General features: G+C 42.0%; 17 protein-coding genes. 9 read left to right on the top strand and 8 right to left on the bottom strand.

Going from position 1 to position 16,190, the window contains the following annotated elements; all coding sequences use genetic code 11:
* Window positions 1-9: 9 nt before the first annotated feature.
* From KFO40_RS15645 to KFO40_RS15630, 4 genes are all read left to right on the top strand, one after another.
* Entirely contained in the window at window positions 10-690 is a 681-nt protein-coding gene (locus tag KFO40_RS15645) for a hypothetical protein (RefSeq protein ID WP_004315337.1), read from the top strand.
* Between the two features lie 222 nt (window positions 691-912).
* Window positions 913-1,152: a DUF3791 domain-containing protein gene (locus KFO40_RS15640; RefSeq protein ID WP_008017560.1), complete on the top strand. Its 240-nt coding sequence runs from the start codon at window positions 913-915 to the stop codon at window positions 1,150-1,152.
* Complete coding sequence (locus KFO40_RS15635) at window positions 1,122-1,640, top strand: DUF3990 domain-containing protein (protein ID WP_004315339.1); 519 nt, start codon at window positions 1,122-1,124, stop codon at window positions 1,638-1,640. Before KFO40_RS15640 ends, KFO40_RS15635 begins: the two co-directional genes overlap by 31 nt.
* Window positions 1,615-1,866 (top strand): hypothetical protein, encoded by a 252-nt coding sequence (locus KFO40_RS15630; protein ID WP_004315340.1) that lies wholly within the window; start codon window positions 1,615-1,617, stop codon window positions 1,864-1,866. The genes KFO40_RS15635 and KFO40_RS15630 overlap by 26 nt, the downstream gene beginning before the upstream one ends.
* 2 nt (window positions 1,867-1,868) lie before the next feature.
* On the opposite strand, the gene KFO40_RS15625 is transcribed toward KFO40_RS15630, so the two are convergent.
* Entirely contained in the window at window positions 1,869-2,396 is a 528-nt protein-coding gene (locus KFO40_RS15625; protein WP_004315341.1) for an FHA domain-containing protein, read from the bottom strand.
* A gap of 18 nt (window positions 2,397-2,414) precedes the next feature.
* Window positions 2,415-3,518, bottom strand: a complete 1,104-nt coding sequence (locus KFO40_RS15620) for an SPOR domain-containing protein (protein WP_004315342.1) — start codon at window positions 3,516-3,518, stop codon at window positions 2,415-2,417.
* 90 nt (window positions 3,519-3,608) lie between these two features.
* Here KFO40_RS15620 and rfbC point away from each other — a divergent pair, with 90 nt between their 5' ends.
* Genes rfbC through KFO40_RS15605 form a run of 3 tightly spaced genes read left to right on the top strand, consistent with a single transcriptional unit; the run spans window position 3,609 to window position 6,330 of the window.
* The gene (gene rfbC, locus KFO40_RS15615) at window positions 3,609-4,157 is read left to right on the top strand and encodes a dTDP-4-dehydrorhamnose 3,5-epimerase (RefSeq protein ID WP_004315343.1); all 549 of its coding nucleotides are present in this window, start codon (window positions 3,609-3,611) and stop codon (window positions 4,155-4,157) included.
* A gap of 26 nt (window positions 4,158-4,183) precedes the next feature.
* Complete coding sequence (locus tag KFO40_RS15610; RefSeq protein WP_004315344.1) at window positions 4,184-5,497, top strand: UDP-glucose dehydrogenase family protein; 1,314 nt, start codon at window positions 4,184-4,186, stop codon at window positions 5,495-5,497.
* A gap of 35 nt (window positions 5,498-5,532) precedes the next feature.
* Window positions 5,533-6,330, top strand: a complete 798-nt coding sequence (locus KFO40_RS15605; RefSeq protein WP_004315345.1) for a DUF4738 domain-containing protein — start codon at window positions 5,533-5,535, stop codon at window positions 6,328-6,330.
* A gap of 82 nt (window positions 6,331-6,412) precedes the next feature.
* On the opposite strand, the gene KFO40_RS15600 is transcribed toward KFO40_RS15605, so the two are convergent.
* Both KFO40_RS15600 and serB read right to left on the bottom strand, forming a co-directional pair.
* Window positions 6,413-7,675: a DEAD/DEAH box helicase gene (locus KFO40_RS15600; protein ID WP_004315346.1), complete on the bottom strand. Its 1,263-nt coding sequence runs from the start codon at window positions 7,673-7,675 to the stop codon at window positions 6,413-6,415.
* 46 nt (window positions 7,676-7,721) lie between these two features.
* Window positions 7,722-8,951 carry a phosphoserine phosphatase SerB gene (serB, locus tag KFO40_RS15595; RefSeq protein ID WP_008017556.1) on the bottom strand — a complete coding sequence of 410 codons (1,230 nt, stop codon included), beginning with the start codon at window positions 8,949-8,951 and terminating at the stop codon, window positions 7,722-7,724.
* Between the two features lie 266 nt (window positions 8,952-9,217).
* On the opposite strand from serB, the gene KFO40_RS15590 reads away from it, so the two are divergent.
* Window positions 9,218-9,721 (top strand): thioredoxin family protein, encoded by a 504-nt coding sequence (locus KFO40_RS15590; protein WP_004315348.1) that lies wholly within the window; start codon window positions 9,218-9,220, stop codon window positions 9,719-9,721.
* A gap of 250 nt (window positions 9,722-9,971) precedes the next feature.
* Here the strand turns inward: KFO40_RS15590 and KFO40_RS15585 are convergent, their stop codons facing one another.
* Genes KFO40_RS15585 through lon form a run of 3 tightly spaced genes read right to left on the bottom strand, consistent with a single transcriptional unit; the run spans window position 9,972 to window position 14,665 of the window.
* Window positions 9,972-11,069 (bottom strand): LptF/LptG family permease, encoded by a 1,098-nt coding sequence (locus tag KFO40_RS15585; RefSeq protein ID WP_004315349.1) that lies wholly within the window; start codon window positions 11,067-11,069, stop codon window positions 9,972-9,974.
* Window positions 11,070-11,072: 3 nt separating this feature from the next.
* A complete protein-coding gene (gene tgt, locus KFO40_RS15580) occupies window positions 11,073-12,203 on the bottom strand; it encodes a tRNA guanosine(34) transglycosylase Tgt (protein WP_004315350.1) in 1,131 nt (376 codons plus the stop codon).
* Window positions 12,200-14,665: an endopeptidase La gene (lon, locus tag KFO40_RS15575; RefSeq protein ID WP_008022420.1), complete on the bottom strand. Its 2,466-nt coding sequence runs from the start codon at window positions 14,663-14,665 to the stop codon at window positions 12,200-12,202. Before lon ends, tgt begins: the two co-directional genes overlap by 4 nt.
* A 215-nt stretch (window positions 14,666-14,880) precedes the next feature.
* On the opposite strand from lon, the gene KFO40_RS15570 reads away from it, so the two are divergent.
* Window positions 14,881-15,591, top strand: a complete 711-nt coding sequence (locus tag KFO40_RS15570) for a tRNA1(Val) (adenine(37)-N6)-methyltransferase (protein WP_008640182.1) — start codon at window positions 14,881-14,883, stop codon at window positions 15,589-15,591.
* Window positions 15,592-15,657: 66 nt separating this feature from the next.
* Here the strand turns inward: KFO40_RS15570 and KFO40_RS15565 are convergent, their stop codons facing one another.
* Entirely contained in the window at window positions 15,658-16,026 is a 369-nt protein-coding gene (locus KFO40_RS15565; RefSeq protein ID WP_008997447.1) for a hypothetical protein, read from the bottom strand.
* Window positions 16,027-16,190: the final 164 nt, after the last annotated feature.

Here is a 16,190-nt window from a genome sequence, read left to right as displayed (position 1 = left end):
TATATAATTATGAATAACTCAGGTTCAAATCCTTGCGACCAAATTTGTAAAAAACAAGTCGCATACGACAAGGTCGTTGAAGCCTATCAGTTCCATGTACAGCGTTATCATACATGGGTTAACTATTACGCCATTTTTGTTGGCGCTTTGTTTGTGGCATTTTATACCATTATACCGCAATCAGAAAATGTTCAATGCGCTCCTTGCAGTGGAACTATTTTTTCATTTTTAGATAGTATATGGCTACCACTTTTGATTATTACTTTAGGATGGTTTGCTTCTATGTGTTGGCTGGCTAGTATTATCGGACATTATGAATGGATGAAGAGTTGGATACGAATCGTGAAAAAGAGAGAGGTCGATTTCTTTGAAACAACTTCAAGTCAACCATCCAATATCTCACCGGTTTCATCTGAAATATTTGTATATGGAAAAGTAATGAGAGAACCGGATAGAAGTGTACCTAATAATATGCTGCCTAAATTTATCTCAACTCAAAAAGTAACTCAATGGTTTGTATGGAGTGTTATTTTAATGTGGATAGCAAGCTCTGTTTTGCTTTGGAGATTTGTAGACTATTATTGGTGGATTCCCTCTTTCGGTTATTCCCTTCTTACGGCTATAATTGGATATTGTCTTTATGGGAAAGCTCATAAATTGTATTCTTCGGAACATCTGGATATAGCTTGAACATAAAACAATGAAAAAAGGATAGGAATATTGCCAATATATAGATTCCTATCCTTTTTTATTTCTGTTCATATTAGTAATGCCATTTAATATGAACTAGAATTGTGCTTCCTACGGATCGAATGATTCAAAAACAATAAAAAGAAGATTAAACTTTATCTGTTTCCAGATATATTCATTAACTTTGTAATTAGCTCAAATTAGCTTTATACAGAATTTAATATGGAAAATCTGATTGAATTATCACATACTGAAGTGACATTAGCATTTGTAGCGTCCTGCATTGAAAGTACGGCACGCCGATTAGGTAAATCATATCAAGAAGTTTTTACCCGCATGAAGCGTGTAGGTATGATTGAGAATTACATCTTGCCTTGCTATGATGTATTACATACTGAGAGTCGCGAGCATGTGACTGATAATATGATAGAATGTCTGACAACTTGGGAGGCAAAACGATGAAAATAACAGTATATCATGGAGGAACGGAACGAGTTGATGTTCCTATTTGTCGTTTAGGAAGGGAGAATCTTGATTTTGGTCGTGGATTCTATGTTACAGATATCAAAGAGCAGGCTTGTCGTTGGGCTATTGCAACGGCTAAGCGACGCAACACCCAAGCCATTATTAATATTTACCAACTTGATAGAGAACTTGTTTTGGAAAAGGCTCGTTGTAAGGTGTTCAAAGCTTACGATTCGGAATGGTTGGAATTTATTGTAGCCAGTCGTCGTGGACTGAATCCAGCGGCAAATTATGATTATATAGAGGGAGGTGTCGCGAATGACCGGGTAATTGATACGGTAAATTTATATATGTCTGGTTTGATGAGTGCTGATGTGGCATTACAGCGTCTTGCTCAACACCAACCAAATAATCAGATTTGTTTGTTAAACCAAAATATTACGGATAAATACCTTATTTATGATGGAACAGAACTGGCAGAATGATCCTGTAAAGTCTCCTGAAATTCAAGAGATAATATTAAGTAATCGTATCGGTGTCATTGCTGCCGAACTTTCAAGACGCTTGGAAATTGCTCCAGTCAGAGCATTGCAATTGTTTTATGAAAGCAAGACTTGCGCTGACTTGCATGACAAGGAAACAGGGCTTTATCTCTATGGTAATCTCTATATCGCTGATGAATTCATGCGAGAGTATCAAAATAAGTTATAAGTTCATTCAGCTGCATGCAAAATAAATGTAGTAGCTCCGATAGTCACAATAGCGCCATCCTCAATGCATACACGGTCTTTATCTCCCAGAATCTCATTCATGAGGAAAGTACCTGTCAGGCTGGGAGCATCCCGTAATGTATAAACAAGTTTTCCTTGCTTATTACGTTTGATATTGATGATGCAATGGCGTCGATCCATGCTCATATCACCACTTTCAATGGGCGTATTGATAAAAGTTCCCACACAACGGCGGCCTATGACATTGTCACCTTCTTGTAAGGGCAATATCTGTTTATAACCGAATACATTTTCGATAACAGTGATATATCCGAATTCTTCTTTATGGGATTCAGCTTCTTCTTCCAGATTTTCTTCCTTTCTAAGAGCCTTTACTTTGCTCTTTCCAAGCCGGATGCTGAATTGCTTGCCGCAATGCTCACATTCAAATACCAGTGATTGGCCTTCGCTATACTTGGTTTCATCAAAAAAAAGGTAATTCTCACATTTAGGACAAAGAACTCGTTTCATACTTTTAAAAAGGGATTTTTATTTAGCCAGTAACCAGGCATTCTTATAAGTTTCGTTTTTTCTTAGCTCAAGTAATTGCTTGGTCGCTTCATTGCGGTTGTCGAATGAACTGATACTGACACGTACTTTTCCATCCATGTTCAGCGCTTTTGCATTAGCAAACCCTTTTGATTTTAATTGAGTTGCTATGGCTTCTGCATCTTTCAGGCTGATTCCTCCTGCCACTATGATATGGAAAGGATGATTGGCACTTTCTGGAGATTTAACCGCAGCAGGGGTAGTAGCGGAAGCAGTAGCTGCCGTTTCCTGTTTGGCCACTTTCATTTCTCTAACTGCGATTGGCTTGGAAGTCTTATCCGCTGTATTCTTTTTAGTGGATGAAGTCTTCGTTGAAGAAGAAGTTGAAGCAGTAGCGGAAAGCTTCTTAGCTTGTTGCATTGCCTCACTCTTAACATACACAGGAGTTACTACAACTGATTGCTTTTCTATTTGCTCAAAAAGCTCACTGGGTAATAATTGTGCATAATTGTTTTTTTGAACGTCTGTATTCTCTACCGGAGTTGAAAAGGCAAAGAACAATACGATGGCAGCAATCATTGCTGCAGCATTGCGAAGATACGCACGATTGATACTAATTTCAAAAGTCTTCTTTTCCTTCTCCGGATGAGCCGGTATCCATACTTTTTCTTTCTGTTGCAGAACGGAAAGTTCATGCATTTCGAAGGAGTCGAGACCGTATAATGAAGGAGTCGTTATCTTATAGTCATAAGGAACAAACTCATAGTTACCATAAATGTTATAGTGAATCTCGCCTATATTATCCAAATGGGCTTTTCCTTCTTCATGAAGGAGACCGATGAATTCGTTTACTTCCTTTTCTACTATGCGGCTGGCGTCAGCAAAACTCGTGTCATACGCTGACATATAAGATTGCACCAATACGCCGTCATTCAGTTTTAATTGAGGATTAAAGCCGATTGTGCGGGTAGGAGGTAAAAATATATTTTCTTCTTTTACGCGGGTTGCAGGCGAGTAATGCGCTACAAAACCGCCAAACCCCGGAACAATGACGCAATCGTTTTCCAGTAGTAAAGTCTCTATATGTTGTGCCAATTCAATCATGTCTGCAAAATTACGAGATAAATTGAATATATCCCAGAAAACTTCGAAAAATTCACTACTTTTGCATCGTTTTATTTATCACTATCAATAATGAACTATATACAGACGGAAATAGACGGAGTATGGCTGATAGAGCCTAAAGTTTTCTCCGATGAACGGGGCTATTTTATGGAAGCCTATAAGAAAGAAGAGTTTGATGCCAATATTGGTCCCGTAGATTTTATACAGGACAACGAGTCGAAATCATCTTTTGGCGTGTTACGCGGATTGCACTATCAGAAAGGAGAATACAGTCAGGCGAAACTGGTTCGTGTTCTTAAAGGAAAAGTGCTGGACGTTGCCGTTGATTTGCGTAAATCATCGCCTACGTTTGGAAAGCACGTCTGCGTGTTGCTTAGTGAGGAAAACAAGAGACAATTTTTCATTCCCCGTGGTTTTGCTCATGGCTTTGCAGTCTTGAGCGAAGAAGCCGTTTTTACGTATAAGGTAGATAACAAGTATGCTCCGCAGGCGGAAGCTTCTATTTTGTATAATGATGAAACGTTGGGGATAGACTGGCCGTTGGCAGATTCGCAAATGGTATTATCGGCGAAAGACAGAGAGGGAACTGCCTTTAAAGATGCCGCTTATTTTGAATGAATTTCTAAACAAACAATAGATTAAGTATGAAAATTGCAATCGTGGGAACAGGGTATGTGGGTCTGGTATCAGGTACATGCTTTGCCGAAATTGGCGTGAATGTAACGTGCGTAGACACAAATAAAGAGAAAATCGAATCTTTGCAAAAGGGGAATATTCCGATTTATGAGAATGGATTGGAAGAGATGGTGCTCCGTAATATGAAAGCAAAGCGATTGAAGTTTACAACCTCATTAGAAAGTTGTCTGGACGACGTGGAAGTTATATTCAGTGCGGTTGGCACCCCTCCGGATGAAGACGGCAGCGCTGATTTGAAATACGTGTTGGAGGTGGCCCGTACCATTGGTCGCAATATGAAACAATATAAACTGGTAGTTACCAAAAGTACCGTTCCGGTGGGTACTGCCAGTAAGGTTCGCGCGGTTATTCAGGAAGAATTGGATAAGAGAGGCGTGAAAGTTGATTTTGACGTGGCTTCTAATCCGGAATTCCTGAAAGAAGGAAATGCGATCAGTGACTTTATGAGTCCGGACCGTGTGGTAGTGGGAGTGGAGTCGGCACGTGCGGAGAAATTGATGTCCAAACTATACAAGCCATTCTTATTGAATAATTTCCGTGTGATTTTCATGGATATTCCATCTGCAGAAATGACTAAATATGCGGCAAACTCGATGTTGGCAACCCGTATCAGTTTTATGAATGATATCGCAAACTTATGCGAAATCGTTGGCGCGGATGTGAACATGGTACGTAGCGGAATAGGTTCGGACACCCGTATTGGACGTAAGTTCCTGTATCCGGGCATCGGATATGGTGGTTCCTGTTTTCCTAAAGACGTGAAAGCATTGATTAAGACTGCGGAACAGAACGGTTATAGTATGCGGGTGCTTAGTGCTGTGGAAGAAGTGAACGAACAACAGAAAAGCGTCCTGTTTGAGAAGTTAAAGAAACAGTTTAATGGTGATTTGCAAGGTAAGACTGTTGCTTTGTGGGGGCTGGCATTTAAACCGGAAACGGATGACATGCGTGAGGCTCCGGCATTAGTCCTGATCGATAAATTGCTGGAAGCTGGTTGTCGGGTGCGTGCATACGATCCGGCTGCTGTGCAAGAGTGCAAGCGTAGAATTGGAGAAAAAATCTATTATGCTTGTGATATGTATGATGCAGTGCTGGATGCTGATGTATTGATGCTGGTTACCGAATGGAAAGAATTCCGTCTGCCCTCATGGGCCGTTATCAAGAAGACGATGGCCCAGCAGATTGTGTTGGACGGACGTAATATATATGATAAAAAAGAGATGGAAGAGCTCGGATTTGTTTACCATTGTATTGGTAAATAAAAAAATAGGAGTATCTTTATACAAAACTAAGATAGATGATGAAAAATGTGGCTGTATCGTTAATGGCAATCCTTTTCGCGGCATGTAGCGGCAATAAGAGTCCCCATTCTCTTCAACAGGAGAAAGAGGATCTTAGCGCAAAAGAGTTACTGCAGGGAATTTGGCTGGACGATGAAACGGAGAGCCCGTTGATGCGTGTGGAAGGAGATACCATCTACTATGCAGACGCACAAAGTACTCCCATTGCATTTAAAATAATGCGGGACATTCTTTACACTTATGGAAATGATACCACTTATTACAAGATTGATAAGCAGGGAGAACATATATTTTGGTTTCATTCCATTACGGATAATGTAATAAAACTGCATAAATCCGAAGACCTCAATGATTCTATCTATTTTGTCCGTCAGGAACTTGTGGTTCCGACTTATACGGAAGTAACCAAACGCGATAGTGTAGTGACTTACAACGGCACTCGCTATCGTGCATACGTATATATCAATCCATCTAAAATGAGAGTCATCAAGACGACTTATTCCGAAGACGGGATTAGTATGGATAATGTGTACTATGATAATGTGATGCACATCTGTGTGTACGAAGGTAAAAAGAGCCTGTTTGCCAGCGATATAACCAAACAGATGTTCGACAAAGTGGTTCCTGCGGATTTCCTGGCGCAATCAATCCTGTCAGATACAAAGTTTGTGAAAGTAAACCGGAATGGTTTTCATTATCAAGCTGTTTTAGCCATTCCGGAAACTTCCATATATAGCGTTGTAAATATGGAAGTGAGCTTTAAAGGCGATTTGGAGATTACTTCATCCAAATAAGGACTCTACATTCTATTCAAATAGAAATCAGGTTTTCCCCAATAAGAAATACGGACTCTATTCAAACAAGGAAATACAGATTTTATTTCTGTCTGGGCGCAGGGTAGTTGCTTTTCTTCCCTCCGTTGTTTCTTTTTCCCCGGAAATCTTTTCTTTTAGAGAAATTCCCGTTCCTGTTTTTGTTGAACGAACGCGGTTTGTATTCCGGAGCCTCTCCCAATCCTTCAGGGATAGGAATCTTATAAATCTCTTTCTCCAGAAAATTCTCAATGCTTTTGAAGTTACTCTGTTCCTTTTCGTTGATAAACGTAAGTGCCACCCCGTCATTGTTGGCACGTGCCGTACGGCCGATGCGGTGCACATAGTCCTCACTATCGTGAGGCACGTCGAAGTTGATAACCAGGCGGATATCATCAATATCAATACCACGTGCAACGATGTCCGTAGCTACCAATATATTGATTCGTCCGGCTTTAAACTCGTGCATAACCGTTTCCCGTTGAGCCTGTTCCAAGTCCGAATGCATTTCACCTACGTTCAGCTTCATTGATTTCAACGCCTTGGCAACTTCTTTAACCTTAATTTTGGAAGAAGCAAAGACAATCACACGTTCCGGAACCTCATCCATAAAAAGACTGCGTATGATGCCCAACTTTTGATTTTCATAGCAGACGTATGCCGCCTGAATAATCTTTTCCGCAGGTTTGGAAACAGCGAGCTTTATTTCCGACGGTTCGTTTAAGATCGTATTTGCCAATTGCTGTATCTTTGCCGGCATTGTTGCTGAAAACATGATAGTCTGTCGTTCCTTCGGCAGATATTTGGCTATTTGCATGATATCTTCGTAGAATCCCATGTCGAGCATCCGGTCTGCTTCATCCAAAATAAAATAAGAAACCTTGGAGAGATCTACATATCCAAGGCTTAAATGGGCGATCAGACGTCCGGGAGTAGCAATGACAACATCAGCTCCCAATGTGAGTCCCTTTTTCTGTTGTTCGAACAATATCCCGTCATTTCCGCCATATACAGCAACACTCGATACCGGCATGAAATAGGAAAACCCTTCCATTTGCTGGTCGATCTGTTGGGCCAATTCCCGGGTAGGAGACATGATGACACAATTAATCGCATCCTCCGGATGTTTACCTTCAGATAATTTATTCAATACAGGAAGCAGAAACGCGGCCGTTTTACCTGTTCCTGTCTGTGCTACTGCGATCAAATCTTTACCCTCAAGTATGATTGGAATTGCTTGTTCTTGTATAGGCGTACATTCGTCAAATCGCATGGCATCAAGCGCCTCAAGCACATTTGCATTTAATTGTAGTTCGGAAAACTTCATTCTTTTATTTTATTTGTCAGCAAAGATAATCTATTTTTTGGTCTAATTACATATTCAAGTAAGAATCTTTGAACCCGAGGAAATAGAGCACTCCATCCAGTCCGATAGTGTTGATTGATTGCTTGGCATTGGCCACCACTTTGGGCTTGGCGTGGAAAGCGATTCCTAGTCCGGCAACCCCCAGCATAGGGAGATCGTTGGCTCCGTCTCCTACGGCGATGGTCTGTGCAATATCCACCTTTTCCACTTGTGCAATGAGGCGGAGCAGTTCGGCTTTCCGTTTTCCGTCTACTACATCCCCCAGATAACGTCCAGTTAGTTTGCCGTCGATGATTTCCAGTTCGTTGGCATAGACATAATCTATACCGTATTTCTTTTGCAGGTACTGGCCGAAATAAGTGAATCCTCCCGAAAGGATAGCGATCTTGTAACCGTACTTCTTCAATACATACATCAGTCGCTCTACACCCTCTGTGATAGGCAAGTTCTCGGCTATTTCCTGCATTACCGATTCGTCCAACCCCTTCAATAAGGCTACGCGACGGGTAAAGCTCTCTGTAAAGTCTATTTCTCCACGCATGGCGCTTTCCGTGATGGCTTTCACTTCGTCGCCTACACCGGCACGGATAGCCAGTTCGTCAATCACTTCTGTCTCGATTAAGGTAGAGTCCATATCAAAACAAATCAGGCGGCGCATACGGCGGTACATATTATCCTGTTGGAAAGAAAAGTCCATTTCCAGTTCGCTGGCCAGTTTCATCAGCTTCTCCTGCATGGCAATGCGGTCTTTCGGAGTACCTCTTACTGAAAATTCGATGCAAGCCCGGGTGCGTGTATCAGTCTGACATTCGTCCAACGGGATGCGACCTGTCAGACGCTTGATAGCGTCTATATTCATGCCCTGTTCGGCTAATATGCTTGTAGCGGCAGAAATCTGGCGGGCGGAAAGTTTGCGTCCCAATACCGTCAGGATATAGCGGTTTTTCCCTTGCATGCCTACCCAGTTGTCATATTGTTCGGTGGTGATAGGTTCAAACCGGATGGTCACTCCCAATGAAGAAGCTTTGAACAGGAGTTCCTTCATAATGAATCCGGAGTGTCTTTCTTCACTCTTGAACAGAATTCCCAGCGATAATGTATTATGAATATCTGCCTGGCCGATGTCAAGGATCGTAGCATCATATTTGGCAAGGATTTCAGTCACAGAAGCAGTCAGTCCCGGACGATCTTCGCCGGTAACTCGAATCAGAATCAATTCAGTATTTGATGGTTGCATAAAAAATAGACTTTAACTCTGCAAAAGTAGAGAAAAAAGTTCGTTTTTATGCTAAATAACATAAAAAGTTATACCCAAAAAGTGAGATTTTTGCTTATTTGCTTGGAAGTTAATTTAATATTTACTTACCTTTGCACCCGGTTTCAAAAATAAAGGCTCTGATAATCAGCGGATTCCTCTTCGCCTGATGCCTGAAAAGACAACGTTTCGGGAAGAAACCACTGTTTAAGGACAGTCCCGGATAGTATTAACTAAAACCGAATTACATGAAGCATGTAAAATGGATTTTTGTTGTATTACTAATTTGTTCCTTGACCGCTTTCGTTGAGAAAGACAAACCTACCGGAGGTTTGAGTGAGGGCGACGTAGCCCCTGATTTTAAGATCGAATCTACGTCAAATGAGCAACCCGCCTTTAAGTTGGGAAATTTGAAAGGCAAATATGTGTTGCTAAGTTTCTGGGCAAGTTATGACGCGCAGTCCCGGATGCAAAACGTAAGTTTAAGCAATGCGCTTCGTTCTTCTCATAATGTGGAAATGGTTTCTGTTTCATTTGACGAATATCAGTCAATATTTAAGGAAACCGTTCGTAAGGATCAAATAGTTACGCCCACTTGTTTCGTGGAAACAGAAGGCGAGGATTCCGGATTATTTAAGAAATACCGTTTAAATCGGGGATTCACTAACTATTTATTGGATGGAAATGGTGTAATTATAGCCAAAAACATCTCTGCTGCAGATCTTTCTGCTTATGTAAAAGAAATCGGTTAACGATTTTAGGAATGTAAGGAGAAAGAGGGATTTTCCGGATCACCGTCAGGTGAAAACAATGGAGAATAGACAAAAGAGGAAATGGATACAACAAAAAAGTTCCGCCTACACTTGCATTAGCAGGAATAGGCGGAACTTCTTATTTTTATATCTTTCTTTCTGCGGTATATCCGAAACCTTGGGACAGTCTGCGGATCGAGTTCCTGAAGACTGCGGAAGGCTTGCAATCCTTTTATTTGTTGCTTTCTGGTTATTTGGGTGCTTTCTGATACAGGAAGAATGCGATACCTGCATAAAGGATATTGGGAATCCAGACTGCAATGGCAGGAGGCACATTTCCGTTCACGGCAAAGGTGGAGGTAATCGTTTGGAACAGGATATAAGAAAAACTTAACCCTAATCCGATACCCAAGTGGAGCCCCATACCACCTTTTGTTTTCCGGGATGAAAGCGATACACCGATGATGGTAAGGATGAAAGAAGCGAACGACATGGCAATGCGTTTGTGATATTCAATCTCAAACTCCTTGATGTTGGCAAATCCTCTTCGCTTTTGTTTTTCTATATAGTCACTTAGTTCGGGGCTGGTCAACATCTCCTGCTGATTTTTCATGATGAGAAAGTCAGAAGGTTCCATATTGATAATAGAGTCGATTCGATCTCCCTTAGTGATTTTTTCTTTTAAACCATCTAATTCGCGTACCATATAGTCGTGAATTGTCCATTTATGAACAGTTGCAGTGTCATAAGTGATACGGCGTGCAGTTAAATGCGAAACCAGCTTCTTGTCAACGAATTTATCCAATGAAAAACGGTTACCGGTTTTCATGGCGTTGTTATAGTTGTCAATGTAGGCTATAACCCCGCTGTCTACCTCTAACTGTACATTGCTTACCGAATTTTGTTTCTTGGGTTTGATATACCGGTCTTCAAAGTTCAGACGCGTCACGCTTCCTTTAGGAATCACGTACGAACTTAGCGTGAAGGTGGTCAGCGCAATGATAGCGGCCGAAATCATATAAGGACGCATCATTCTCTTAAAGCTCATGCCGGTGGAGAACATAGCGATGATTTCAGAGTTCTCTGCCAACTTGGAGGTAAAGAAAATAACAGCAATGAATACGAACAGCGGACTGAACAGATTGGAGAAATAGGGGATAAAGTTCATGTAGTATTCAAAGATGATCTTATCCCAGGGAGCTTCATGCTCCATCAATTTGTCCATCTTTTCGTTGAAATCGAATACCACTGCAATAGAAATGATCAATGCAATAGCAAATACGTATGTCCCCAAGAACTTCTTGATGATATACCAGTCCAGCCGTTTTATAAATCGATTGCTTTTCATTTCTTATAATCTAGTTGATACTCTTTTGACCATCATCGGCTTCCAGGTCGAGAAATCTCCGGCAATAATATGTTTTCTTGCTTCTCCTGCCAGCCACAGATAGAATGCCAGGTTGTGTATCGAGGCAATTTGCATGGCCAGTAGCTCTTGCGCATGGAAAAGATGGCGCAAATAAGCCTTGCTGTACAACGTATCTACGCTGGAAGCTCCGTCGGCTTCGATGGGAGAGAAGTCGGTTTCCCATTTCTTGTTTCGCATATTGATAATGCCATCTTTGGTGAACAACATGCCATTTCGTCCGTTTCGTGTAGGCATAACGCAGTCAAACATATCCACGCCACGCTCTATTCCTTCAAGAATATTGACAGGAGTTCCGACGCCCATCAGGTAACGAGGTTTGTCTTTGGGAAGTATTTCATTAACAATCTCGATCATTTCATACATCTTGTCTACCGGTTCGCCTACTGCCAAACCGCCAATAGCGTTCCCGTCGGCCCCTTTGGACGCGATAAACTCTGCTGATTGTTTGCGCAGGTCGGGATAGACACAACCTTGCACGATAGGAAAGAGAGCCTGATTGTAACCATATTTAGGTTCCGTCTCATTAAAACGTTGTATACAACGGTCGAGCCATCTGTGCGTCAAACCTAATGACTTTTTGGCATACTCATAATCCGAGTCACCGGGAGGACATTCGTCAAAAGCCATCATAATGTCTGCGCCGATGGTGCGTTCTATGTCCATCACCTTTTCCGGAGTGAAGACGTGCTTGCTTCCGTCGATATGCGAACGAAATTCGGCTCCTTCTTCCCGCAGCTTTCTGATTCCGGCCAAAGAGAATACCTGGAAACCACCGCTGTCAGTTAGCATCGGGCGGTCGAAACCGTTAAAACGGTGCAGTCCGCCTGCTTTCTCGATCACGTCCAGTCCCGGACGCAAATAGAGGTGATAGGTATTACCCAGAATAATCTGCGCCTGAATATCCTCTTTCAATTCGGTCAGATGTACTCCCTTAACCGTGCCCAGTGTGCCCACCGGCATAAAGATCGGTGTTTGTATCTGCCCGTGGTCTGTGGTAATCAGACCCGCACGGGCATTACTTTTAGTATCTGTATATTGTAACTCAAATGTCATTCCTGGCTGGGTTTCTTAACGGATAAATCAATAGCATCCGACACTTTCTCATTGGTCAGCGCAATGGCAAATACCTCTTTTATATCGTTTACATAGTGGAAAGTCAGTCCTTTCAGATAAATCTCCTGAATCTCATCTATGTTCTTTTTGTTCTCGGCACTCATGATGATTTCCTTGATTCCGGCACGCTTGGCTGCCAATATCTTCTCTTTGATGCCACCCACGGGAAGCACTTTGCCGCGAAGGGTAATTTCGCCCGTCATGGCAATGTTGGCTTTCACTTTTCTTTGCGTCAGGGCAGAAGCCAGGGAGGTGGCCATCGTAATACCTGCCGACGGACCGTCTTTCGGAATTGCGCCTTCGGGAACGTGGATATGAATATTCCAGTTGTCAAAGATCTCTTCGTCCAGATTCAGGATAGAAGCGTGTGCCTTGATATATTCAAGTGCCAGCATGGCAGATTCTTTCATCACATCTCCCAGGTTACCGGTCAGTGTGAGACGTCCGCCTTTGCCACGGCTCAAGCTCGTTTCTACAAATAAGATTTCGCCTCCGACGGCTGTCCATGCCAATCCGGTGACTACGCCTGCGTAATCATTTCCTTGATACTTGTCACGTGTATATTCCGGTGCTCCTAGGAAGTCATACAAATCCGACGGTTTGATTTCTGTCTTGGCGAAATAACCGTCCGTAGCATATTGACGGGCTGATTTACGAAGGATTTTACCAATCTTCTTTTCCAGCTCACGAACGCCGCTCTCACGGGTGTATGACTCGATGATAGCTTCCAACGTATCTTTGGGAAGCTTGATATCTGTCTTTTTAAGTCCGTTGGCTTCCAGCTCTTTGGGAACCAGATGCTTGCGGGCTATCTCTACTTTCTCTTCCGTGATATATCCGCTAACCTCAATCAATTCCATACGGTCGAGCAATGGGCCGGGGATTGTGTTCAGGTTGTTGGCTGTTGCGATAAACAATACCTTTGAGAGGTCGTAGTCTACATCCAGGAAGTTATCGTGGAAAGCAGTATTTTGTTCCGGATCAAGCACTTCCAGTAATGCGGAAGAGGGGTCTCCTTGACGGTCGGCGCTGACCTTGTCTATTTCATCCAGGATGAAGACAGGATTGGATGCGCCGGCTTTAATCAAACTCTTGATGATTCGTCCGGGCATGGCGCCGATATAAGTTTTCCGATGTCCGCGGATTTCAGCTTCGTCATGCACGCCGCCTAAAGACATACGTACATACTTCCGTTTGAGCGCAGATGCAATGGATTTTCCAAGAGATGTTTTACCTACTCCCGGAGGGCCATATAAGCAGATAATCGGTGATTTCATATCACCTTTCAGCTTTAATACAGCCAAATGCTCCAAAATGCGTTCTTTCACTTTTTCCAGTCCGTAATGGTCTTTGTTCAACGTCTTTTCTGCGTTTTTAAGGTTCAGATTGTCAGTTGTATACGTACCCCATGGAAGATTGAGCATGGTTTGCAGATAGTTAAGCTGTACGCTGTAATCCGGAGATTGTGGATGGGTGCGTTCCAGTTTAGCCAGTTCTTTCATAAATGTTTCCCTGACTTCTGCGTTCCAACGCATTCTTTCTGCCTTTTGGCGCATTTCTTCTATTTCCTGCTCCTGGCCGCCGCCACCTAGTTCATCCTGGATAGTCTTGATTTGCTGTTGCAGGAAGTATTCGCGTTGCTGCTGGTCGATATCTTCGCGGGCACGCATTTGGATGGATGCCTTGATTTCTGCCAGTTGCACTTCGCGGTTCAGGATTTCCAGTAAGTGATATGTGCGTTCACGTAATGAATGGATGCTTAACAAGTCCATCTTCTCGTCTTTCTTGAACGGCAGGTTCGAGCAGATGAAATTGACCAGAAACATCGGGCTGTTGATATTCTTAATAGCAAATGCCGAATCCTGATGCATCACATCTGACGATTTGATATATCTCATTGTCAAGTCCTTGCAGGTTTCCACCAAGGCTTGAAACTCTTTATCGTCTTTGCTTGGAATGTCTTCTTCCAAAAGTTCTATTTCACCTTTCAGATACGGATGGGTTTCGATAATGTTTATCAGGTTCAGACGTTTCATTCCTTGAAGGATGACAGTCGTTGTCTGATCGGGCATTTCCAATATCCGCACAATTCGTCCTACGGTACCGATATTGTGTAAATCTTCCAACTTCGGATCCTCTGTATGTGCCGATCTCTGACATACTACGGCAATATCTTTATGCTTCTTGTCAGCGTCTCGTATGAGTTTCAGAGAAGACTTACGGCCCACTGTGATCGGCAGGAATACTCCAGGAAACAACACCATGTTACGTAGAGGGAGTACCGGAAGAATTTCACCAGATTTCACATTTACATCAAATGCCTGTTCATCGTTCCCATCATAGTCAGTGATTAGCGAGAAGCCGTTATCGCTTCCATCTTCCAATAAATATCTTTCTTTCATCTTTTCGTTTTAATTTAGTTTATGTCATACTGATATGCATAAATCGTTTGCAAAGTTAATTGATTCTCTCTAATAATAAAGCACTGTGCAGAATAAAAACACAAAAACAATGCCAAAATATCGGCTTGTAGAGGGAGTATTCCATAATTATTATTTATTTTTGGCGATTTGCAATAAAATAGTAGAATAAAACAGCTTTAAGACAAACGGATAAAATGTCGAATCCTTATTTTCAATTTAAGCAATTTACAGTGTGGCACGACCAATGTGCTATGAAAGTTGGTACGGATGGGGTGCTTTTGGGAGCTTGGGCTTCGGTTGAGCGCGCGCGCCGGATATTGGATATTGGTACGGGGACGGGCTTGGTGGCTTTAATGTTGGCTCAACGCAGTTTGCCAGACGCAAAGATTGTGGCATTGGAGATAGACGAGGCGGCGGCCGGACAGGCCAGGGAAAATGTGGCTCGTTCTCCTTGGCAGGAGCGGATAGAAGTGGTGCAGGCTGACTTTAAGAAATACCGGTCTTCGGATAAATTTGATGTGATTGTTTCAAATCCCCCTTATTTTGTCGATTCGTTGGAGTGTCCGGATCGGCAGAGGGCTGCTGCCCGTCACAATGATTCTCTAACCTACGAAGAATTGCTGGAAGGGGTAAATAGGTTATTGGCAGCAGACGGACTTTTTACGGTCGTGATTCCGACGGATGTGGTTGATCGGGTAAAGGCGATAGCTTCTATGAATAAGTTGTATGCGATTCGTCAGCTCAATGTAATTACTAAGCCCGGCGGTATTCCAAAACGTACGCTGATTGCTTTTTCTTTTTCCAATCGGGAGTGTGTGATAGAAGAGTTGTTGACGGAATTGGCGCGTCATCAGTATAGTGAGGAGTATATAGCGTTGACGAGGGAGTATTATTTGAATATGTGATATGGATATATGTAAAAAAAATAAGGCTGATACTCGTTATGTCAGCCTTATTTTTTTCTCTATTGTTTAAAGTAGATACATCTTCGGTTCTTCGTATTTATTAAAGTCAGGAGCTGGCTTATCTATTTTCTTGAAGATACGGGTATATTTTTCTTTTATTTTTATATAATTATCGATCCAATCTTCATAAGATTCAGATGATTTAGAAAGTAAAGCTACTTCCTGCAGAAAAGCTTCATTTGCCAACCTTTCAGTTTCTTCCAAGTTGCCTTTTATATAAGAAACACAAGCATCGGAAAGAAAGTCCTTATTATCTATTTTCTTCCAAATGCGTTTGACGTTATTAGTCATTCCCCAAATTTTAAAGAAAAGGATGATTTGCAGTATTCCAAATGCAATCATCACTATACCTGTAAATTGTATTAATCCTTCCATGATTTATTATTTTGTTTTTGGTAAGCGATCATAAAGCAAATGAAAATCAAAGTCCATGCTATGAAGATGATAATGGATTGGATGTAATATGTCGGATACAAATAATCGGGGCGATTCATTATGATCATTTGGACAAACGAATAAAGGTGGCATAATAGAATTAG

This window comes from Bacteroides sp. 1001302B_160321_D4 (assembly GCF_015667765.1).
Classification (GTDB): Bacteria; Bacteroidota; Bacteroidia; order Bacteroidales; family Bacteroidaceae; genus Bacteroides; species Bacteroides xylanisolvens.
Note: the sequence above shows the minus strand (reverse complement) of the source record. Positions and strands in the feature narration are given on the sequence as shown.